Source organism: Fructobacillus americanaquae, assembly GCF_024029775.1.
GTDB lineage: Bacteria > Bacillota > Bacilli > Lactobacillales > Lactobacillaceae > Fructobacillus > Fructobacillus americanaquae.
In genome coordinates this window covers 161,604-185,755 of record NZ_CP097122.1, presented here as the reverse complement: position 1 = coordinate 185,755, position 24,152 = coordinate 161,604, and the positions used below count along the sequence as shown (strand labels likewise).

Annotated in this window: 4 protein-coding genes and 1 pseudogene; all 5 read left to right on the top strand. The window is 40.3% G+C overall.

Going from position 1 to position 24,152, the window contains the following annotated elements; genetic code table 11:
• Nucleotides 1-194: 194 nt before the first annotated feature.
• The 5 genes and pseudogenes from M3M36_RS00760 (at nucleotide 195) to M3M36_RS00745 (ending at nucleotide 24,147) form a co-directional block, all read left to right on the top strand.
• Nucleotides 195-10,634 carry an autotransporter outer membrane beta-barrel domain-containing protein gene (locus M3M36_RS00760; RefSeq protein ID WP_252773979.1) on the top strand — a complete coding sequence of 3,480 codons (10,440 nt, stop codon included), beginning with the start codon at nucleotides 195-197 and terminating at the stop codon, nucleotides 10,632-10,634.
• A 544-nt stretch (nucleotides 10,635-11,178) separates the two neighbouring features.
• On the top strand, nucleotides 11,179-21,879 hold the full coding sequence (locus tag M3M36_RS00755; RefSeq protein ID WP_256470333.1) for a DUF1542 domain-containing protein: 10,701 nt from the start codon (nucleotides 11,179-11,181) through the stop codon (nucleotides 21,877-21,879).
• 284 nt (nucleotides 21,880-22,163) lie between these two features.
• Nucleotides 22,164-22,676, top strand: a complete 513-nt coding sequence (locus M3M36_RS00750; RefSeq protein ID WP_252773977.1) for a GNAT family N-acetyltransferase — start codon at nucleotides 22,164-22,166, stop codon at nucleotides 22,674-22,676.
• Nucleotides 22,677-23,024: 348 nt separating this feature from the next.
• Nucleotides 23,025-23,186, top strand: a pseudogene (locus M3M36_RS06965) (metal ABC transporter solute-binding protein, Zn/Mn family); the annotation flags it as partial.
• 700 nt (nucleotides 23,187-23,886) lie between these two features.
• Nucleotides 23,887-24,147, top strand: a complete 261-nt coding sequence (locus tag M3M36_RS00745) for a zinc-binding metallopeptidase family protein (protein ID WP_338029136.1) — start codon at nucleotides 23,887-23,889, stop codon at nucleotides 24,145-24,147.
• The last annotated feature ends 5 nt before the right edge of the window (nucleotides 24,148-24,152 follow it).

The window sequence follows — 24,152 nt, the reverse complement described above, 5'->3', positions numbered from 1 at the left end:
ATCATGTTGCGTATTAAGAAAGAAGTCGTGTTCCTTCATTTTATTAACTTTGTTTTAATTTTTAACCTTTTGTAAAAATGGTATAATAACATACAAAAGCTTATTTTGTTTTATTTGTAAAATGATGTTAAATAACTTCATAAGCCCGGACGGGGTTGAACACCTTACCCTATTTCTTCAGGAGAAATATATGTATGTTATATAATAAGAGAACACACCAAAAAATAAATGATAAAAAGATACTTCGTAGAGTGAATAGCCAGTGGGTAGTCGTTTCAGTGGCTACCTTATCACTAGCAGGTGCCATCGGTTTGAGTCAAGTGTCTCAAGTTAGTGCCGATACAAACCAGGTTGGGAATCAGGCTGAAAGTGTTAGTGGAACGGATGTTCTCACGCCTCCGACAGGTGGAAACTCTTATACAGTTGCGGATGCTAATAATTACTCGGACCAAATCCAACAGGGATACTTAGACGGCTATCAAGGTAAGTCTAATCAATCACAAACTTTGAGTGGACGAGGGGCAGATTATTATAACGTTGCTTATGCTGGGGCTCAAAAAACTTTACAGGCTTATAACAGTGCAACCCAAGGCCAGGGCGCTGGTAATCAAGACTATTATTTTTATGGAAATACTGCTAAAAAGGCCGATGGATTTTCTAATGATAATAAAGATGCTCAAACTGGGATAAATGGAAGTGCTCAGCCTAATTCAGATGCTGATAAAGCTAGCGAACAAGGAACTCAAGTTTCTAATGTGCAAGGGGATAATTCGACGCATTTTAATTCGGTGCTAACGGATGGAACCCCTCAGAATTATGGGACATCTGATGATGTGAATCAAGGTGGGGCTGATACTCCGAAAGAAGCTAAGGCCAGTGTTAAAAAATATGAAAATACGCTGGTCAATCTTTTTAATTCCAGTAATAATACTTCAATTAAGGTTAGTGATTACAATCAAACCATTACAATTCCAACAGCAACGGATTCTATTATTGCTAGTTACCGCAATGGTTTGGTTGGATCAGGTTTGCAAAAAGCTTTTGAATCGGCGGTTAATTATACTTTAGGACAATTAGGACAACGAGATGCAGAAACTGGTAAATGGCAAGGGGTTTACCATGGGAGTAACGGGCAAACCAAAGACTTTTACCTTAGTAGTAACACGGCGAAAGTTACTAGTCCTTATGATCAGGCTTATCGTGGTGCCAAAAGTGCAATGAACCGGTATTTTACTAATAACATCTATAATGGAAATACAGCGGTTGCTCAGTCAGATACTGGTAATTTTTATTATGACCAAGGGTTCAATGACATCGTCACTCAAGCTTCTAATGGTGTTGTTTATGTTGCTAATGGGCAGCAGTGGTCATCGATCATGACTGGACAAATCCAGACTTACACAGTTGGTGGCTATGTGGCCGGTAATATTAATACAGTTAAATTAGTTAATGATATTGATTTAACCGGTGCAACCAATGGCGAAAATGATGGGACTATTTATACTAATATGTCAGTCTTAACTGTAGATGGCCAACATCACATGATGGACTTTCACGGAAATAATTATACGGTTAATCGTCTTGGCCCAGGTGCTTTGGATTTATATGTTCAAAATTTTCAGACTCTTTATGGATCTAATTATTTTGGCCCATTCCGCGCTGAGGCAGGAGCGTCCTTACATTTTAGCAATCTAAATTATGTTGGTCCTCAACTTTTAAGTTCTTATAATAATGATAGTTATGCTTCTGGCAATATTAATGTTGTAACACCTACATCTAGTGACGCAACTTATACGTCACCTTTTCAAACTAAGGTTTATATGGAGGGCGGTGGAAACCAACAAAATTTGGAAGTTAATAATTTTATCTTGGAAACTAATGCTCACTTTTTTGGAAACGCTTCTCCAGTAAGGGGTGGCATTAATGTTGTGGTTCAAGGGAATTTCACTATTGGCGAAAATGCCAAAATGACGCTAATCCCTCGAGGGTTTTCAAATTCTGAATTTACTGTTGATAGTAGTACTTGGGGAGTTTGGCTTCGAAATACTGGTTCTTCATTGAACATTAATAAAAACGCTACTTTAAATATTATTCCTGATAATTTTCAAGGAGATAAGTATATTTTTGGTGGTGCTGTTTACAAGGCCTATGCTATTCAAATTAATATTAATGGTGGAACGCTAAATTATGAAGCGCAAGGTGGATTAGCTGGTTACTATAATCAACCAATTGATTTGCAAGGTGGTTCGGGAACTCAAATTAGTGTAACCAATGGTGGCCTGATGCAGGTCATGATGGATCAAGTTCCAGATGGTCAAGGAGTATACTCCTACACCCGTAATGGTCATCAAGCTACTTGGAATGCCCTGATTAACAATGTCGGCCAAGGAATTTTTAATGTAGGCGCGCGCGGTAACTTAAAGGTTGGTGTAACTAACTCCGATACTAGCTATATTGTTCCCTATTATGGTCCGATTAGCATCAACACGATTGGTTCTAACCATGCTATTTTTATTAAAACGCCAACGGTTTCACAATTTCAAACAACTTCGTCTGGACAGGGATTAGCTGGTTCTGGAACTGCTGGGAACATCAACGCGTATACAGTTGCAGTTTATGATGGTAATCGTAAGCGATATCTATACAATTTTTCCTTAGCTTCAGGATCGAACCAGTATACTGGGATTGATTTACAAGGAAATCAGATTTCTGGAACAATTTCTGGAAATACCCTAGAAATTTTTGACGTGCCATCTGTTTCATTTATAGGGAATCTTTCTAAAACTATTGATGCTGATGGGACGGCAACAATAACGGGATATGCTCGACTGGCAAATTATCAAGAGTTGGATAACAATCCCGAACCCATTTATGTTGGAATTGCCACTAGTAACACTGATCCACAAGGCAATTATAACAACTTAACTCAAGTTTCAGGGTCGACTATTGTAAATAAGGATTCAATTGCAGATCCGAATACCTATGTAAGCCAAATAGCAACTCCTGCTGATTATAAAGGGGGAATTATTCCAATTACCTTTAAATTGGCCAAAGGACAAAATCCAGCATATATTGGTATGCGACTCCATTATGGAGTTAGTGCGGTTAACTCTATATTAACTCCAGATAAATACTACACGACAGTGGAAGGGTATCAACAGGGACAAAATGGAAAAGTTTTGGAAGTGGTTAATGGCGGAGATATGCAAGTGGCCACAGGATCTCTGGCAGACATTTCAACAGGGTTAAAAGATGCGATTGTTGATAGTATTACAGGTTCTTCGGCCAGTCGAGATCAGCAGTCCTTTAATCAAAAAGCAAATGCTGACTACTTAGCTGCCTATGCCAGTGTTCAGTCTGGATTTTCAGCCTATAAGGCTAACCCTGATAAAGATCCAACAACCATACCTGCTTATTATAGTTCCTCTAATCCGGAGGCCTTCGTACTTGGTTTTAATGAAGCAGCTTATCAAACTGGGGTTCAAGATGCTCGATTTAATGTAACTAATGTAGTAGCGGATAAAAGTCAGAAATATCAAGAAGCTCAAGATTATTACAAGAAAGCTTACCAGGAGACACAGCTTTCTGTTAATCAAGGTAAGAACACAAGTCAAATACAATCTAAATATCCAAGTACAAATTCGAATTCTACTCCGGATGTGCCAATTGCCAATACAGCGGCTTACCAAGGTATATCGGATGCTCAAGCTTTAGTTGCTTTTTTTAGTGATATTCAGAGTGGGAAAATTAGCAGTGGACAGTTCAATACTCTTACTAAAGAACAACAAGCGGTTTATAATGATGCTAAAATTGGTTTTCAAAACGCTTTAATGGTTGACCGCTATGCAGTTAACCCGGATATGAATGCTAACAAAGTTGAACAAGATGCTTTCGATTATGTCCAATCAATGATTAATGGGGCCCTTAGTCAAAATAAACCTGTTACAGTTGATACTAGCTATCATTTGAAGAACCTGGAAGCAGCACAAATCGGTTGGCAATTAGCCCAGGATGCAGTTGCATCGGCTAGAACAAATGGGATTGATAGTATTGAGGCACAATTGTTGGATCCGTCACAACTGAATTCAGATAAATCTATCAATGCGACTGTTTATCAATATTTGAAATTTGGTGCCTATGCCGGATTACAAGGTAAGACTGATACACTGTTAAACACATTGGAAAAAGTAGGTTACAATCAAGTAATTATTCCAGTTGCTAAACAAGAAGGAATTAATGCAGTCAATCAGTTGACGGGATCTAAAGCCACCTCAGGGGTCGCAGCGGCCTCTCAAACAGGTTTAGCTGCTTTTGGACAAGGATATGCTGATGCCATAGCGTCTTACGAAAATGGTTATAATACAGGTTTAATTGAGGCTCAAAAACATGGTCTGGTGAGTGACCAACCGACTATCCCAAATAACGTTACTGATCAGTTAAAGAGTGCTTACTTAGCTGGATATCATGGAGCAGTTGATGGTTACAAGGATGGACAGGCTAAAAATGATCAGCACAGGGATAAGAATGGAAGTCCACTTTATCAGGATGCTTATCAGAAGAGCTATGCCAGTTCAGCTAATTTAGACGAAAAAACATCAAATAGTAATCAAAATAATAACAATAGTTCAAATAATGATAATAATCAGGAATCAAACGAAATAGTTCCAGATGGAGCTAAGTTATTTTTGAACAATGAACCGGCACCTTCAGGTAATTCGGAAGAAAATCAAAATATTCTTAAAAATTATTATGCTACTCAGCAAGGCTTCGTGGATATCTTGTCGGGAAATAAAACTGATACTAGCAATTATGCTGCTGATCAAAAGTCTGCATATGACAGTGGAAAAAAGGCTGCGAATGATGTTTTAGTGGTTTGGAAATCGGCTATGCTAAGTGGTCAACAAGTACTTCCTGTTCAGGGGATTCCAGATCTGACAAGCGCTACTAATGATGCCTTTAACGCAACTGTTGCTCAAGTTGAGGGAATTGGTTATCTTATTTCTGATAAACCAATGAATCAGATTATTTTATCTACTTTAGGGAAGGGAGGTATTAGTAATTATAATAATGGGGTTCTCCAATCCTTGACTAATCCACAAGCAATGGGAGAAGATTTCTTTACTCAGGCAGGAATTAAAGATGTGAATGATGGTTATCGCGGCAATGCTCAAACTGGAAATGTAAGTTCCAATGGTTACCTCCAAGGTCTTGAGTTAAAAGAAAATGAAGCTACTGGAATTGACCAGGCCAATAATGACGCAACGGTAACAATGAGTGACCCAACTGCTCAAGATGCACTTTTAGGGACTAAAGATGGTTATAACGATGTCTTTAATCGTGGTGGCTCGCAAGATGTATCGCATCGAAGTCGTGCGTATCAAGACGCTTATCTGCAGGCGGTGAATTCAGCAACAAATTTGAATCTGATTCCTAGTATTCTTAATTCTGTAACAAATCGCGCCGGGAACCCATTCTTGAAGAATAGTGCCCAGTCTTTGGCCAGTTCACAAGTTTTTACTAATGCTCAGAACGGGTTTGATGATGCTTTAAATGGTGGAGTAAAAGCTGAGCCGAGCTCTCAAGATAAAAGTTACCTTACTGGGTTTAATGCTGGTCTAAAAGTCCAGTCTGACTATCAGCGAGCTTGGTCAGAACAGCTTCCAAAAGTGAATAGCCAAGACTCGGATACTTATAATGGTGCTGCAGCTGCTATTATTGCGGTATATCAATATGGAACGAAATCTCATATTGGTGTTGATGAAATTCACAATGGAGCTTATGTTGCTGCTTATAATCTTGCAGTTGATCAGGCTAATGCTGCGAATAATCAAGCGACTAATGCTGTCTTAACTGGTAATGTTGCAGATCATAGTAAGCTTTCAAGCGCTGCTGCTCAACTTATCTATGATCATGCTTATCAGCAAGTTGCCTTAGGAATGAAATTAAAACTATCTCAGGTGCAAAACCCCAATGCAGTGGTAGTTGTTCCAAGTAGCAATGATCAGCTAACTGGCTATCAAGCAGCACAGTCCAGTTTAGATGCTCTCAATGTCGCTTCCAATTCTAACGTTCCAACATCGCCGGCCGATCAGCAAGCAATGCAAGACGCTAAAAAACAGGCGTTATTGGAGTTAAAAGATCCAAATAATGATGAGAATATGGCTATTGTTCCAGACAATGACGTTGTAAGTAGTCAAATTTATAAAAATAGTTATTTCTTAGCCAAGCAAGCTGCTGCCGTTCTAGTAAATGCTGGGGTTCAAAGCTATCTTACAGGAGATCAAGTCATTCAAGAAACTAGTCCTGCGGCTACAATCATTAATCTAGCCATTCACCAAGCGCAGAGTGGTTTTGAACAAGGAATCAAAGGAGGTGTCAGTCAACAACCGGCTAACAGTACTTATCAAGGTTCTTATCAAAATGGTTATCAAGCTGGTTTATCTGTATATCAAGCGATAATTGATAGCCAAGCCGGTCACGTACAGCCTAATGTGGTCGCTGATACGAGTTCTTATCAATTGGCACAAGCTGCTTATCAATCTGGACTTGATGCGGTTAATGGCGGCAAAGGATTGTCTGATTCTCAGACGGTGGCTAATAATCCAATTAATAATGAAGCTTACCAAAAGGGAATGAAGGATGGTCTTGCAGCTCAAGAAAATGGTCTCTTGCAGTTCCAAAAAAATCCTTTATCAGATACAGTAACAACTGTGAGTGCTAATCCTAATGTTCAAAAACTCGCTCAAGTAGCAATGGATCAAGCAAAGGTTGGATTTGATTCCATACTTATTGGGACTAGCATAACTAATCCTACTGCCATACAACTTGATGGTATGAACCTTGGTAGGCTGGTTAAGGAGTATGCTGATTCGGTCTTAAATAACGAGAATCCACCTGTGGCAAGCATTCCAGAAACAGTTCAAACTGCAGTTCAATCTTCTATAGATCGAGTAAAAAAACTTTTTGAATCCAATCCAGACATTAGTGATCAAAGTGCGTCATCATCATCGATTGACCGCTACGTTTACTTTATTGCCGTTGACCGGTATCAAAAGGAATATGATCAAGGCGTTCAATTGGCGCAAAATCTAAGTGATGATCCTAAAAGCACTCCGGCTGAAAGCCAAGGCTTTAAAGATTTTTGGCAAGGAATTAATTCTAAAATTGTGCCCGGTCAAGATTTATTATTGAATCCTAATCGAGGCCAAAATATTGGTATCATAGCTGCTAAAACTTATCAACAAGGTTATCAGGCTGCTCTAGATCGAATTGATGTAGCTCCTAATAATGACCCTATTAGCCAAGATTCTTTTGTTGGTGCTCAAGAAGGCTTTAATGATAGTTTTTCTGATAAAAAGGTAACGCCTGATCATCAACAAGGTTGGTCTTGGATAAAAATTCAAGCATACAGAAAAGCTCAGAGCACTTTTCAAGACTTGAAAACTAATGGGGCGATAGCTTTCTTAGATGGAAAGCCTCCTTTCACTATTTTGTCGATTTCAGACAACGCGAGACAGTTGGGATATGAGGCAGCGGAAAGTGGTTATCAGATTGCTTCAACACTCACTGAAAATCAATTAACAGATGAGCAAAAGACCGATAAGAACTTCATGCTTGGTTTTAAAGCATATAAAGAAGTTCAAAAAGGTCTAGTAGCTGCATCTACCCAAGTTGATCGTCCTGATGTTAGCGCTGACAAAAATCAAAGGGACGCTTATCAAGCTGCCCAAGACGCTATTCTAGATGGTCAAAATCCACTGAGTTCCACTGATTTATCTCGATATAGTCAAGCTTATCAGACTGCCTATCGTGCAGTTACTCATGATGCTCAGGATGGTAGCAGAATTGGTCTATCTGATTCTAAGAAGCCTGATACTTTGAAAACAGACATTCGAAAGGAAAGTGCTTTTTATCAGCAAGCTTACCAAACAGCTTATCTTCAGGCTCGTCAAGCTATTGACAAGGGAATTCAAGCCTTTATTACCGGTCAAGATCAAGAGCCGGTAAGCAATGATTTGTACCAATATGGATATCAGCAAGCTCAAGCTGGTTATCTGGCAGCCATTAGTTCTTCTATGAAACCATTAACTCAAACAGAACTTGCTACTCCGTCCTTTATGTTTGGATTTCAAGTGGGCCAAGCAACACTTCAAGCAATTGAAGATCAAGAAAAATCTGAAAATCATAGTCTTAATGAGGTTAATCAGATTGCTTACAATCAGGCCATTCAAGCGTTTTCCCAAGGGGTGGCCGATGTCAATAAGGGGGGAAATTCGAAAACGTTAGCAGATAATCCCGTTAATGACTTAGCATATCAGGCTGGTAAACAATCGGCCAATAAAGTTAAGCAAGCCGCATTGGAACAACTTTTAAATAATCCACTTTCTGATAATGTCATGGATATTAGTCCAAATTCGCAATTACAAGCATTGGCTAATCAAATTATGAGTGACGGTAAGAAGGCTTTTCTATCTGGATTCCAAGGGGAGTCAATAGCAGAAACCAGTCCAGAAGTTGAGGCTAGTTTGGAAATAGGGCGAAAGGCTCGGTTATATGTGCAATCTATTCTAGAAGATTCATATGTGGGGGATCAGCAGCTCCCCATAGCCATAAAAAACCAGATTAAGGAAATATTATTAGAGGCGAAACAAGATTTTCAAAAAAATCCAAAAACGACTGATCAAAGTACCTTTGACCACACATTTGATCAATTGGTGTATGATCAAGCGATTTTGAATTATCAAAAAGCTTATCTGACCGGTGTTAGATCTATGGAGTCTCAGGAAAATCCGATAACTCCATCTTGGGCTTTTGACCAGGGACGGATGGACTACTTAAACGGCTTGAAATCAATTGTTGTTCCTAAAAGCTCGTCAATTTCTCAAGCGAACTTTGGTCAGCAGGCTGGTATTGACGCTGCCGATATATTTAAAAAGGCCTACCAGTCGGCACTAGATCAGGAGGCATCTCCGCATGTTAATGATATTTTTTCTGAGCAAGTCTTTGCTGGTGCGCAAACAGGATTTCAAAATGGTTTATCTCATCAAATTAAGGGAGAAGTTGCGCTGAATCAATTAACTGATCCGGAAAAATTGGCTTACCAACTTGCAGTTCAAGAAGTTCAAGACAGTCGTATTGCTGGTGCTCAAGATTACATTCAAGGCAAACGTAATTCGAATGGTTTTGGAATCTTGAATCAAGCCATGAATAATGGATATCAAGTTAGTCAAAACGGTTATAAATGGAAGATTGATTATCCAGGTCAAGAGTTAACTTCAGACCAAAAAGAAGATAACGCTTTTATGATTGGCTATCAAGCTTATGAAGATGCCCAATCTGGTCAGAATTTAGCTATTACTTTAGCAAATCTACCAGTTAACTCGTCAACAAGCTTATCAGATGCTTATTATGGAATTCGGGATGGGTACAAAATTGATGAAACTGAGGTTGCTGAACCTGATTTGACTGGAAAGTCACCAGCTTATCAGGATGCATACTTAATAGGTAAACAATCTGGTAAAATAGCATATTCTGCTGGATCTCAGGCTTTCTTAAAAGGTTATCAACCACCACACCAGAGCGATTTAAATAGCCAGGTAAGCTTGGCAGGCTATCAGAAAACACAGCTTGGTTTCAATGATGGGGTAGCCGGTCAAAAAGCAGATCAAAGTCAAGGAAAGTACTACTTAGGTTATCAATCAGGTCAAGCGGCAAGAGAAGCTTTGTTGTCCAAAACAGAGGAAACAGTTGTCGATCAAAATAGTTATAATAGTGCTCAACAAGGGTATCAAGATGCTTTGAAAGAAATTTTGGTTAATCCAGATCAAGAACCAACTGTTATTATTGGCAACGCAGCTTACCAGTATGGATTCCATCAAGGTTGGATGCGCTTATATCGGGCCTACCAAAAAGGTCTAGAGCAGTTTAGTCAAGGTGGACAAAGTTCTGATATCAGTGATATTTTAGGAACGGATGACCAGAAAATGGTGTTTAAGGCCATGTCAGATAGTTTATCTGGATTCCAAAAGGGTTTAACTTTAGGATTAGACTTTAATCTTGATAACGAGGCACCTCGAACAGGATATGATCTAGCCAAATCAGTATTAGAGGGTATTGCTCGCGTACAAAAGGGACAAGATCCAGCAACAAATTGGAGTGTTTTAGATCAGGCAATTCAATCAGCGAAACATGCTGTGTCCGTTAATCCTTTAGGAAATTGGACACTGCCAACAGTCTTTCAGGATAATTTATTAGCATCCATTACTTTTTGGCACGCGATATTTGTCTTTCAATCTAACTACCATGGAGTGAGTCGGTCTTCTTTTCAATCACAAGAATTTTTTGCCAATTTGAATTATAATACAGCCATCTCTGCGATCTTGAATGATTCTTTGGGTAGAAAAAATTCCTTGCAATTGAATCAAGGTTCCTATCTCAATCGACATTCTCAAAATCAACATGCAGTCTCACAATGGGAAGGGGCAAAAAATTCATATTTTGATCGAAAATTAACGAATTTATCCTTAGCTGATAATATTGTGATTGATTATCGAGATCAATTTATTTTAGCCTCGACTATAGTTGGGTTTATTACAATGCTTTCATATCTCGTAAAAAGGAAGCAAGATTCATGATGACGGAAGGGCCACTTTAGTGGCCTTTTTTTGTTGAGTTATGAAATATTTAATCGTTTGATCGTTCTTTATGATTTATAAAGAGAGGACTTAGTGACCTGTTATTTATGATTCACAATAACGAATATGTTGATTAATTAGTAGACTAGAAAAAAGTCTTCAGTTATCAAAATGGTATTTCGCTTGTCCGAGTTTAATTGCCTTTCAAAAAATTCAATTAAGATGGGGGAATTTTTCCACTACTTAAGGAGAAATTTAGTTAACATCTTGCAATCATATTTAGTATCTAGTAGGTCTAACGTAGAAAATTATGATATTATCACCTGTTCTGATTGTTATTGAAATAGTCTTTCAAAAGTATCTGAGTATAATTTAACTTCAAGTGTTGACCGTGTAAATATTCTGGTGGTTATAATTTTTATCTCTTGTGATGAAAAATGAAGATTAGGGAATCTATTCAAATATTATGTTATCTTTTTATTTGTATCTTTTGTTACTTCGGTGTATACTTTTCATTGCATAAATGTTTAATTGAGGTGCTGGAATGGATACTAGAGTAAATAAGTTCCAAAAAAGAACACATTTTAAAATGTACAAAGCCGGAAAGAAGTGGCTAGTTGCAGGAGTGGTAACTTTTGCTCTAGCATCTGCCGGTCAAATAATTATGGGCCATGCCCCAATTGATTTTGGGCAAGACACTACAGCCTATGCGGCAGACAGCTCAACGAACTATTGGTTCGGTCAAAACACCGATTACTACAAACGATATACTGAGCTGCCAGGACAAACGCAAATTCCTCAATCTGTTCAACAAACATGGGGTTATGCAAGAACTGAAATTCCGTTGTTGCAAGCACAAACAAACCTTAAGTTTGATAGTTTGAATTATGATGCAACAACAGGACTCTATAGGCTAACAATCAAGATGAACGTTCCCCAACTGACACAATCTGGTGCGGGCCGTACATCGTATCTTGATTTAGGATTTTCAGATTCTTTGTCAGCAAAGACATCCGGAATTCCAAGCCTGATTGCAGCTAACGGTAACCCTGGTACTTTGGTCGCAAACGGTAATGGTATTTACAGTAACAATTTCTCTGCCGGCGGATATGTTGGTGGTACATCAACCATATCAATTCAACTTAACCCTGTTAAGATCCAAAAGAACGATGAAATTTCAGTAATGTATTCATCAGATACGGGCACGACAGGGTACCACCCAATCTTCTCGACCGTTCGTACGATGGGCTACAACGAATTTGGTTTGCAATTCAACCAAACACTGTTGAAGCAAATGAAGACCAATTCAACAAACACCATCAACAACTCAAAGCTTTCAACGAAACAGAAAGCCGCTGAGCAAGCAAAAGTAAACAGTGTAACGACTGACGAAGATTTTGTTAATAAGTTGCAAGACATCGATAAAGAAATCGATGCAAAAAGCAAAGCCAATGCTGTTTCGATCGCCACTCAGCGTGCTATTGCATTGCAACAATATAAAGACGCGCACAACGTTGATAAGTTGTTAGCGAACATCGCAAACGATTCAACGTTGACATCCGACCAAAAAGCAGCACAGTCAAAGCAAATCAATGATGCCATTGCAGTTATCAATGGCAACTTGGGAAACGCAACAGATTCTGATGACGTAGCCGCTGTAATTGCAGATACGTCTCAAGACAATATTATTGCGTCAGCCTATAAGTCAGGAGTCGACTTAGCAACTCAAATTAAAAATGCACAAGCTGCCATTGATGATCAAATTGCAAAGTCAAAAGCATTAGTCAACAGCAATAATGTTTTGACAGACGCTGAAAAAAGTGCACAAAGTAGTGCAATTGATGCCATCGGAACGGCTGTGAAAAACAACATTGCCGCCAAAACGAGTGCTGACGATATCAACGCAACACAAGCCGCAGGCGTTAAAAATCTGACTGATTTAGATACAGCAAAGCCAAATGCCTATACGGCATTGACAAATAAGGCAAACACTGCTGTTGCGACAATCAACAATGACGAAAACTTGACAGACGCTGAAAAAGCGACAAGAAAGAGTCAAGTAACAGACGCTTTGAAGAAGCTCACTGACCATATTGACCAAGCTACAGACCCTGGTGTTGTCGACAGCTTAAAAAACAACACTGATTTGGACGTGGCCATCACAACGGCAACATCAGACAACGGTGTCACGCCAATCGGCACACAACGCGATAATGCCAATAAACAAATTGACCAAGCGGTTTCTGATACGAAATCAAAGATCAATCAAGACCCAACTTTAACAGCTCAAGAAAAAGCCACTCAATTAGCCAATGTTGATAAGGCAGCCTCTGAAGCCAAAACAGCGATTGCCAATGGGTCTGCTCAAATTGTGGCCAATGCCGTTTCAAGAGCCCAGGGAGCAATTGCTGGTAGTTATATTGCAGGAAAGCCGTTGTCTGACCGTCAACAAGACGCCGAAAAAGATTTGCAAGCAACTACTGAAACAGCTAAACATAATCTGGATGATCAGGTTGCCCAGGCGAACAACGACGTGAACAATAATCATTATTTGACAGATGATGAAAAGGCAGCTCAAAAGCAAGCTATCCAAAATGCAGCAAATGCAATTCTTGCAAAAATAAGCAACGCCACTAATGCAGACGACATCGACGCCATCTTAAATGATGGAAAAAATGTTGTTAGCAACTTGAATGGCCAAAAACTTGACGCACGCACGACCATCAATAATGCCGCACAAGATGCCAAAGCGAAGGTCAACAACAATAATGCTTTGACCGCTGATGAAAAAACAAAGCGTGTGTCCCAGATTGAAGCCGCTCAAGCAGCTGCAAAGCAAGCTGTTGATGCGGCAACAGACGCTGATACGATTGCTAAAATCCCCGCAAACGGTTCAGATTTTGATAAATCCATTAAAAGTGCAACGGATTTTTCAAATGTCACATCATTAAATGATCAACAAGCCAACGCAGGAGTAGCAGTAGCAAACGCCGGACAAGCAGCCAAGGATGCACTAGATGCTGCCAAAACAGCTTCAGAAAATGCAATCAACCAAGATGGCAGTTTAACGTCTGAACAAAAGGCCATGCAAAAAGCAGCAATCGACGCAGCGGTGTCAAATGCCAAAAACAACATTGCAAGCACAACCAATGCCGACGATGTTACTAAAGCACGAGACGTAGCTGTAGCTGCTATTTTGAAAATGACGAGCGATAAAACAAATTCCCGAGAATCATTGGCAAAAAATGCGCAAGACGCCATTGATAAAATTAACCAATATGACGCATTGACCTCCGGTGAAAAAGCGTCCCGAATTCAACAAATTCAAGATGCTTACAATACGGCGACAACCGCTATTGATGATGCAACCAATTCGCAAGTCATTGCATCTGTGGGAAACACGACTGGCTTTACCAACGCAGTTGCCAAAGCAACGGACTTTTCAAACGTTTTGTCATTAGCCGATCAAAAGACTGCAGCTGACAAGCAAATTGATGACATAACTGCTGTGATTAAGGCAAATATTGATGCCGACACAAACTTAAGTAGTGAAGACAAGACTGCTCAAAAATCAACAATTGACGCAGTAGCCGCATCTAAGAAAAATGTGATCGATTCAGCTACCAATGCTGATGGTATTGTGACTGCTAAGAATGTCGCCGTTCAGACAATCAATGGACTAGACAAGACAAATGCTGATAGAGCAATGTCTGTCCAAGCGTCATCCACACATGCGACTATCAACGGCAATCCTGCATTGACGCAAGCTCAAAAGGCCGCCTTTAACAAGCAAATTGATGATGCTAAACAAACTGCTCAAAGCAATGTTAATAATGCAACAGATTCATCAACCGTCGCATCATTGATTGATTCACAAAACAGCGACTACGCCAAGCAGTTGCAAAATGTTTTAGCTCAAGCAGGCCAAACACCGTCTATCCAAGCACAGCAAACTGCGGCTAATCAAGCAATTGATGCAGCTACCACAGCCGCCAAGGCAAAGGTTGACGCAGATTCATTAATTGCAGATGCTGACAAGCAAGCTCAAAAAGATGCTTTAGACGCAGTGGCTAATCAAGCTAAGACAACCATTCAACAAGCAGCAACAGCCGATGACATTAATCAAGCTCAAGCTAATGGCACCAATACCCTGAACAGTTTAGACAAGATAAATGCTGACAAAGTAGCGTCACATCAGGCATCATCAGCTCATGCGACAATCAATGACAATCCTGCATTGACGCAAACTCAAAAAGACATCTTTAATAAGCAAATCGATGATGCTAAACAAACGGTTCAAGATAATGTCAATAAGGCAACAGACGCATCAACAATTGTGTCGCTGGTTAGTTCACAAAATAGTGATTATGCCAAGCAATTGCAAAATATTTTGACAAATGCTTCGTCAACCCCTTCTTTAGATATCCAAAAGACAACGGCTAGTCAAGCCATCGATGATGCAGCTAACACTGTAAAATCAGACGTTGACGCTGATCGGTCAAATCAAAAAGCAGTCATAGATGCGCAAGCATCGAATGCTAAACAAGCAGTTCAAAATGCCAACAATGCAGATGAAGTCAACCAAGCACAAACGCAAGGGATTCAAAGTATCAACGATCTTGCAAATGCAAAAAAATCTGCGAGTCAAGCAGTTAAAGATGACGCCCAAAAAGCACGCGATGTCATCAATAACAGTCCCGTATTAACAACTGTAGAAAAAGCAAATCGTAATAAGCAAATTGACGCCGCTGTGACGAACGCGCAAAACGCAATCGACCAAGCAACTACCCCGGATGATGTCAATCAAGTGGTGTTAGACACATCAGATTTCAAAACAAGTCTGGCAGCTAGTGTCGATACTAGCCAAGTGCCGTCCATCCAAGCACAGCAAGTTGCAGCCGGTAAAGTAATTGACGCAGCTACCACAGCCGCTAAAGACAAGATTAATGCTGACACGAATTTGAGCGACACTGATAAGCAAGCTCAAAAAGATGCTTTAGACGCAGTCGCAAATAAAGCAAAGGACAACATCCAACAAGCAACGACAGCTGATACTATTAACCAAGTTCGGGATAATGGTACAGACGCTTTGAGTAGTTTGGACAAGACAAACGCCGATAAAGCAGTGTCTGACCAAGCGTCATCCGCTCATGCAGCTATCAACGGCAATCCTGCATTGACACAGGCTCAAAAAGACGCCTTTAACAAGCAAATTAATGATGCTAAGCAAACTGCTCAAGATAATGTTAATAATGCAACAGATTCATCAACCGTAGCATCGTTGGTTGATTCACAAAACAGTGACTACGCTAAGCAGTTGCAAAACGTTTTAGCTCAAGCAGGCCAAACACCGTCTATCCAAGCGCAGCAAACTGCAGCCAATGAAGCAATTGATGCAGCTACCACAGCTGCTAAGGCAAAGGTTGACGCAGATTCATCAATTACAGATGCTGATAAGCAAGCTCAAAAAGATGCTTTGGACATCGTAGCTAATCAAGCAAAGGCCATCATTCAGCAAGCAACAACGGCCGATGCTGTTAATCAAGCACAGGTCAATGGTGCCAATGCCTTAAATAGTTTGGACAAGACAAATGCGGATAATATGATTGCCACAAAAGCAAAGGACGCTCGCAGTCTAATCAACAACAGTTCAGCTTTGTCAGACAATGAAAAGGCCAACCGTAACAATAAGATCAATGCGGCTATCAGTAAGGTTCAAAGCAAGGTCAACCAGGCAACAACACCTGAAGAAGTCAATGCAGCAATCGCTGATACATCTGATTTCTCGAGTGCGCTTGCAAACGCAACAAACATGGATAACATTGAGACCATTGCGCAACAACAAACTGATGCTGGAAAAGTTATTGACGCTGCGAATGCAGCTGCCAAGGCTAAGGTTGATGCCGACACAAATTTGAGTGACGCTGATAAAGCGGCTCAAAAAGCAACTTTGGATAGTTTGGCCAATGCTGCTAAGCAAAATATTCAAAATGCTCAAACAGCCGATGACATTACAAAGGCCCAAAATACTGGTGTAAAATCATTGAATGACTTAGATAAAACAACTGCCGATAAGCAATTATCTGACAAGGTTGCCCAAGCTCATGCTACTGTAAATAGTGATAATGATTTGTTACAAGCTGAAAAAGATGCCCGTAATCAAGCAATTGACACGGCCACTAAGACTGTGCAAGACACTATTAATAAGGCAACAACCCTTGACGATATTGCAAAGGCACTTGCAAACGGTGCTGATTTCGATAGTGCCATCTCTAAGGCAACCTCAACTACAGAAGTGACACCTTTGGCTGGTCAAAAAGCCGCAGCTGCCGAAGCAATTGATAACGCTGTGACCGCAGCTAAGGCTAAAATTGAGGCTGATACAAATTTGAGTGATGTCGATAAACAAGCACAAGAAGCAACCATCAATGATTTGGCAAACAAGGCAAAAACAAACATCAATGCCGCCACAAATGCCGATGGTGTTACGGCTGCTAAAACAACTGGCGTTAATAGCATCACTAATTTAGACAAAACATCCGTTGACGCTAATTTGGTAAAGCAGGTTCAAGCCGCTCATACGGCCGTTAACAATAATCCTGCTTTGAGTTCTGCCGAAAAGCAGAGGCGCAATCAAGCAATTGATGATGCTGCCAAAGCTGCTCAAGATGTTGTCAATAAGGCAACAACAATTGACGATGCCAACACTGTTATTTCTTCAGGAAATACGTTGGATAACGCTTTGAAATCAGCAACGTCAAGTGACGGCGTTAAAACCGTCGCAGGCCAGCAAGTAGACGCTGGTACGGAAATTGATGATGCAGCTGCTAAAGCAAAACAAGCAATTGATGCTGACAAGACCTTAACGGATGTTGATAAACAAGCACAAAAAGATGTCATCAACAGCCAAGCTGATATGTTCAAGAAAGCGATTAATGCTGCAAACAACGCCGATGATATTAGTAAGAACACTGCTGCAGGTGTTAAGTTCTTGCAGGACTTAACGGACGCTAAAATGCAAGCGAATGTCAAATTAGCATCAGATGTTCAAAATGCACATGACGCTGTGAACAACAACAAAGCTTTATCGCAAGCACAAAAGGATGCACGTAACAAGCAAATAGAAGATGCTAAAACAGCAGCTCAAGATGTAATTAACAAAGCAACGACGCTAGATGGTGTTAATGGTGCTTTGGCTGACGGATCTGACTATGACAGGGCAATGAAGAACGCACAAGATATTTCCAATGTATCTTCAGTCGCTGACCAGCAAAAAGCTGCCATTGTTGCTATTCAACAAGCGGTGGATGAAGCAAAACAAGTAGTTGATGCTGACACAAATTTGAGCGACACTGATAAGCAAGCTCAAAAAGATGCTTTAGACATAGTGGCTAATCAAGCTAAGACAGCCATTCAACAAGCAGCAACGGCCGACGACATCAATCAAGCTCAAGCCAATGGCATCAATAGCCTGAACAACTTGAACAAGACGGCAAATGACGAAAGTGTAGCTAAGCAGGCAGCGGATGCTCATGCAGCTATTAACGACAATCCTGCTTTGACACAAGCGCAAAAAGATGGCTTTAACAAGCAAATTGACGATGCTAAAAATGCAGCACAAGAAATTGTCAATAAAGCGACTGATCCATCAACTGCCTCAGCAGCAGTTGACACTCTAAACAGTGATTATGCCAAGCAGTTAGCAACTATTGCACAACAAGTATCAGCCATTCCTTCATTAGATAGCCAAAAGACAACGGCTAACCAAGCCATTGATAACGCAGCCAACACTGTAAAATCAGGCATTGACGCTGACAAGAATTTGTCAGACGTCGATAAAACAGCTCAAAAGACAGTTGTTGATTCACAAGTAACGGCTGCTAAACAGGCCATTGCCGACGCCAACGATGCCGATAACGTCAACACAGCCCAAGCTCAAGGTGTCAAGGCCATCAACGATTTAGCAAATGCTAAAACATCAGCTGATGACATGATTGTGAATGCTGTGAAGACAGCTCATGACGCAATTAACAACAACCCGGCATTATCGACTGCCGAAAAAGCCAGTCGAAATGCGGCCATTGACACTGCTGCAAGTAAGGTACAAGGTGTTGTTAATCAAGCAACAACGCCTGATGCAGTTAACGCAGCAATTGCTGATTCATCAGAGTTTAAGGTTGCTTTAATAACTGCTACTGACACTAATGGTGTTGAAACCATTGCGCAGCAGCAAGCCGATGCTAAAAAAGCCATTGACGCTGCGAATGCAGCTGCCAAGGGTAAGGTTGATGCCGATACAAACTTGACTGACACTGATAAGCAAGCTCAAAAAGATGCTTTGGACATCGTAGCTAATCAAGCAAAGGCCATCATTCAGCAAGCAACGACAGCCGATGCTGTTAATCAAGCACAGGTCAATGGTGCCAATGCCTTGGACAACATGGATAAAACGGTAGATGACGAAAGTGTAGCTAAGCAAGCTGCGGATGCTCATGCAGCTATTAACGACAATCCTGCTTTGACACAAGCGCAAAAAGATGGCTTTAACAAGCAAATTGATGACGCTAAAAATGCAGCACAAGAAATTGTCAATAAAGCGACTGATCCATCAACTGCCTCAGCAGCAGTTGATTCGCTAAACAGTGATTATGCTAAGCAGTTAGCAACGATTGCACAACAAGCATCCGCCGTTCCTTCATTAGATAGCCAAAAGGCGACGGCTAACCAAGCCATCCAACAAGCAGCCGATCAGGCAAAGCAAACGATCGATGTCGACAAGACGTTGACAGGTGCTCAAAAAAATGACCAGAAGGCTGCCATTGATGCCATTGTGAAATCAGCTACTGACGCCATTAACCAGGCAATGGACGCGGATAGTATCAACAAAATTCAAATCAACATGACTGACGCTTTGAATAACATTCATGATCAAAAGGCTGATGCGTTGAGCAAGTTACAAAAGCAAGCAGATGATGCCAATCACGCCATTGATGCTAACAATGCTTTGACAACAGACCAGAAACAAGCCGCACACGAAGCAGTTGCCAAAGCTTTGACGAATGCGCAAGCAGTAACGGATCGCACAACAAATGCCGAGGATGTTGTTAATTCTGGTAATCAAGCTGCTTACAACAAGGCTCTCCAAGACATCGCGGACGGTCTTGCTAAGGTGCCATCATTGGTTGACCAAGTGCATGCCGCTATTGAAAAGTTGACGGAGGCCGTCAACAAAGCCAAGGATGCCTTGTCTGGGCCAGATGCTGATGCTCAAAAGAAGGCATTGGACAAGGTTTTGTCTGACGGAACGGCTAAGTTGAATGCTCAAACCAACGCTGATGACTTGAAAAAGACTCTAGTTGATGTTTTGAATACGGTCAACGGATTGAACCAATCCAAGACAGATGCTTTGACTGATTTGGATGCCCAATCCAAGAAGGCAACGGATACAATAAATGCTGACCCATCATTCACGGACGATGAAAAGGCAACCCGAGTGGCAGCTGTTGCTAAGGCTCTGCAAGATGCTCACGATGCCATCAATGAAGCAATTGATTTGCCAGGTGTGGATGCTGCACGTAAGGCTACTGCCTTCTCAGAAACATTGAACGATGCAACGTCTGATGCCGGTGTGCAAACTCTTGCAGACCGCAAGACGGATGCCAAGAAGACGCTCCAAGACGCAGCTGATAAGACTAAATCAGCAATTGACGCTGATAAGACTTTGACTGGCGCCCAAAAGACTGCGCAAAAGCAAGCAATTAACCAGGCATTGAAGATTGCTCAAAACCAAGTTGATGCTGCAACGACTGCAACTAAGGTCGATGTATCAAAGGCAACGAACTTGCCAACATTCGATGCATTGAACAAGGCCAAGAGTGATGCGCATCAAACAGAAGATAAAACTTACAACGACGCCAAAAAAGCTATCCAAAACAACAATGATTTGACAGATGCCGAAAAGCAGGTTCGAATCAGCGATTTAGATAAGGCTCAGCAACTTGCAAGTGACGCCATCGATCAGGCTGTGACGCCAGACGAAATTAAGACTGCAAATGAAACGACAGCCTTTGATAACGCTGTTAAGTCGGCCACTGATTTCTCAAAGGTCACACCTTTGGCTGAACGAAAGCAAGCTGGCGTTGCTACGATTAACGCCGCTGAACAAAAGGCTATTGATGAAGTAAACGCCAATCCAAAGTTGGATGCCGATGCTAAAACTCGTCAGATTGACGTTTTGAAACAGCAAGCGCAAGACGCCATTGCAAAGTTGAATGATCAATCAAACGCTCAAGCTGTCGTGGACTTCATCCCAACGGTTGTGCCAACTTTTGAAAAGTTAAACCAATCAAAGATTGATGCGCGTGCAAGATTGCAAAATAATGCAGCAACAACAAAGGCAGCTATTGATGCTGATGACAACTTGAGCAATGCTCAAAAGCAGGATCAAAAGGATGGTGTTGACGCTGCTTTGAAACAGGCTGTTATCGATGTTGATAATGGTCAGGATGTTCTAACGATTAATGGCATTCCAGATGGTTCAACCGCTGTTAAGAAAATTAATCAAGGACATGTTCGTGCAACGAAAACACCTGCTCAGCAAGAAGAGGAGTTGAACGAGCAGATTGATGACCAGGCTGCTAAGGTTAAGGCTGAAATTGATGCTGATGTGACTCTTAGGGATGCCGAAAAATCCGCTCAAAAGCATACCATTGATAGTTTTGTTGCTGAAACGAAGGCCAAGATTGCTGGTTTAACTAAGTACCAAGACCGTTTGGATGTGGTCAATCAAGCTTTGGATTTACTTAAGAATCTCCATCAGCAGGGTAAGCCATTAACTGAACAAAAGTCTGATGCGATTACCACCATCGATCAGATGGCATACCAGATTCGGACACAAATCGCTAATGATAGTCGTTTGACCAAAGCACAAAAAGACGCAGACTACCAGTTGGTAGAGGGTGCAGTTGCTAAGGCTAAGTCTCAGGTGAACGCTGCTTTGAATGCTGATGAAATTGTTGCTGGTTTGGATTACGGTACGGTTCAGCTTGAGGCTGCATACCAACAAAAGGTTCAGGAGCAATATGATGAGAAACAATCAACAACTCCTGAAACAATTTCTGTTTTGCCACAAACTGGCGAAACAGAAAAAAAACATGAAGAAGCACTTGTTGCTGAAGCTTTGGTAGATTCCATGGCCGGATTCTTCCTTTCTAAGATGAACAGGCGTCGGCAATGCGAAAAGTAAAGACATTGAAGAGATTGGAAAAAATTTTTAAGGTGATAAAGCGAAGCAGCACACAAAATGTGTGTTGCTTTGTTTTTTGTACGCAAAATTTTACGGAATATTGATTGTAAGTTGTTGTTGATGTACCAGTTGATTATTCACATAATTTTGAATTAGGATCTCAGTTGATTGATTTTGAGGGATAATTTTGGTTTGATTATCGTTCAAAAAATCCTTTCGGTTGAAGTGGCGCCGACCTTAAACCCTTCTTGAATAACAAAATGATAAAGAAATAAAGGAGAAACATGCAATTTATCTCGCTAAATCAGACCAATCATAATTATTGGCAAAAAATCTATCATGAATCATTTCCTGCAGGTGAACAAATTCCTTTTCAAAATCTTAAGCAAAAAGCCACTGATAATAATCAAATCAAAATGGTGGTGATTACTGATGGTGAACAAAACGTTGGTATTTCTTATTTTGTTGACTTAAAGGAAAAAGCTTTTGTTCTTTACTTAGCTGTCGATCAATTATTTCGAGGACAGGGGGTTGGTGGCAAAATACTATCAGTTTTGAAAGCACGTTATCCAAAGGGGATTATTCTGGAATCTGAAAGTACGATGGAGAATGTTGATGACCAGAAGCAACGTGAAGCGCGTTACCATTTTTATTTGAAAAATGGTTTCATTGACACTAAAAAAATTGCTCACAATATGGAAAGTGACTTTCATCTGTTGACAAGTAATTTGGCGTGTTCTGTTGATGATTATTTAGATTCGATGAAAATATTAGGGCAGGAAACTTCAGTCATTTAATTTTAATATTCTAGAAAAGTAGTTGGGGATTATCAACTAGGTGTGTCAGCAAAGAAGAAGCTAGCTGATAGTCCGTCAATTTCAAAAAATAAAAACTTAAATGCTGGGACGTACTACTAAGAATTTGACGGATGCTGTTAAAAAGATGAAATGGATCCACATGTTGGTTAGATATTCAAAACGGAATGTAGTATGTGCAAGATCTTGAAAAGATTTTGATTGCAAAGGATCCAAAGAATAAAATGGCTTACCAAAAGAACACGATGCATACATTGAACAGCTGACTAAGTTAGATCAAAATACCAAGACGAAGTTTAACAATATTCCAGCTCATAAAAGGTATCTGCTGTCTTTTTTGAAAGCCTTGTTTCACCAAAGTTAATAGACAAGATTTTTAAGGAAACTGATTTGTCAGTTTATGCTAAGACGTATACCGATTTGCTAGCTAAGAAAGGCAAGCCCGGCGATATTTACTATGGAATGATGAAGACGAAATTAGACAAGATTTAAGAATGTCTATCAAAGTAAAATTTGTAACATGATGGGATTGGACGGCAATTGTATGTACAGACTTTAGAACTGATAAAAATAAAATGGATCTAATCAGTTGATAAAGTTAAAGTTCAATGTTTATTTAAAAAATATTAGAAAAAAGGACGAAAAAAATTGTGCTGCTCTTGAATGTTGAAACGATAAATGGGCACTTAATCTTGTGCTTGGTTTTCATTTATTTATTGTAGAACGTTATGCTCCATATCTGAGGACCATCATTTGATTCGCACAACATTGTGATTGAAACAATTTTAGTTCTTTATGTCGGGCTAGTGTTTATCAGCAATGATGGGTACTAGCCTTTTTCTTTGCTTTGAGATGAGAGCATCAATGCAATTAACTATTGCAACTGAAACGCTTACTAATTGGAGTGACATTCGACACTACTTTCATCAGCATCCAGAACTTTTAAACTAAGAATATCAAACAACGGCATTAAATTAGACCTATTTAGCTGATTGGAACTATAAAATTATTACTCCACAAGCCTTAAAGATTGGTGTTATTGCTGAGATGGGTCCAGAAGATGATCAACAAACAGTTGCTTTGCAGCCGATATTAATGCTTTGCTAATTCAAGAACAAATGAACCTGGACGTTGCTTCTGAGAATGCTGGTATCAGCATGCCTGTGATCATGATTTTCACCTTACCTCTTTACTGGGTGTTGCTGAAAAGATTAAAGAAAATGTAGGTAACTTGACTATTAAGGTGCGACTAATTTTTCAACCAGCAGAAGAAGCGCATATTGGTGCAGAGCGAGTGATCACAAGTGGTGATTTAGAAGGCGTGGACTTACTTGTCGGATACCACAAGCACCCAAATTTACCCATTGGTCAAATCAGTGCAGGTAATGGTCGTCGTAATGCGGCTGTTGACAAATTCGTCGTCAAATTAACGGGGGGTTGGTGGTCATGCTAAGGCAC

Coding starts and splice junctions, on each gene's coding strand:
- M3M36_RS00760 (WP_252773979.1), top strand. CDS start 195: ATGTTATATAATAAGAGAACACACCAAAAAATAAATGATAAAAAGATA.
- M3M36_RS00755 (WP_256470333.1), top strand. CDS start 11,179: ATGGATACTAGAGTAAATAAGTTCCAAAAAAGAACACATTTTAAAATG.
- M3M36_RS00750 (WP_252773977.1), top strand. CDS start 22,164: ATGCAATTTATCTCGCTAAATCAGACCAATCATAATTATTGGCAAAAA.